We start from the raw sequence: 1,313 nt of genomic DNA on the forward strand, positions 1-1,313 counted from the left end.
GTCCACCGGCCGCACCCTGCCGGACCGCTACATCGAGGGCACCTGCCCGATCTGTGGCGCTAATGACGCCCGCGGAGATCAGTGCGACAACTGCGGAAACCAGCTGGATCCCGAGGATCTGATCGATCCGCGTTCCAAGATCAACGGTGAAACGCCGGAGTTCATCGACACCGAGCACTTCATGCTCGACCTGCCTGCCCTGGCAGAAGCCCTCACTACGTGGCTCAAGGGGCGCACCGACTGGCGCCCGAACGTGTTGAAATTCTCCCTGAACCTGCTGGAAGATATTCGTCCGCGCGCCATGTCCCGCGACATCGACTGGGGTGTGCCGATCCCCGTCGAGGGCTGGCAGGACAACAACGCCAAGAAGCTCTATGTCTGGTTTGACGCCGTCGTGGGATACCTCTCCGCGTCCATCGAATGGGCCTGGCGCATCGGCGACCCGGATGCCTGGAGGAAGTGGTGGAACGACCCGGAGGCCCTGTCCTACTACTTTATGGGTAAGGACAACATCACTTTCCATTCCCAGATCTGGCCGGCAGAGCTGCTGGGCTACGGCGGCCAGGGTTCCAAGGGCGGCGAGGCTGGCGATCTGGCCGATCCGGCGCTGAACCTGCCGACGGAGGTCGTATCCTCCGAGTTCCTGACGATGTCGGGTTCCAAGTTCTCCTCCTCCAAGGGCGTGGTGATCTACGTGCGCGACTTCCTGAAGGAGTTCGGCCCAGACGCGCTGCGTTACTTCATCGCAACCGCTGGCCCGGAGACCACCGATACCGACTTCACCTGGGATGAGTTCGTCCGCCGAATCAACTCCGAGCTTGCCAACGAGTGGGGCAACTTGGTGAACCGCACCGTCTCCATGGCCTACAAGAATTTCGGCGAAGTCCCCAACCCGGGGCCGCTGACCGCGGAGGACGAGGCGCTGCTAGCCGAGTCCGACAAGGCCTTCGACGTTGTTGGCGACAACATCAACCTCTCCCGTTTCAAGGCGGGTATCACCGAGGCTATGCGCATCGCGGGACGCGCCAACCAGTACATCGCGGCCATGGAGCCGTGGAAGCTGGCGAAGGACGAGAACCAGCGCGAGCGCCTGGCCACGGTGCTGTACACCGCCCTGCAGGTCGTTTCCGACGTCAACACCCTGCTGACCCCCTACCTGCCGTTCTCCGCGCAGAAGATCTTCGAAACTCTCGGCGGCGAGGGCATCTGGGCGGCCCAGCCGGAGGTTGTCGAGGTAACGGATGAGTCTCCGCGCCAACCGGTGGGCGTCGGGTTGCCCGAAGAAGGGCGCACCTACCCCGTCATCATGGGCG

At 63.3% G+C, this 1,313-nt stretch carries 1 protein-coding gene; it reads left to right on the forward strand.

The window, feature by feature from the left end:
* Positions 1–1,313: methionine--tRNA ligase (locus tag Q0331_RS04220; protein WP_298075157.1), on the forward strand; the 1,313-nt coding region annotated here is incomplete at both ends.

Source organism: uncultured Corynebacterium sp. (assembly GCF_937999985.1).
In the GTDB taxonomy this organism is placed as follows: Bacteria; Actinomycetota; Actinomycetes; order Mycobacteriales; family Mycobacteriaceae; genus Corynebacterium.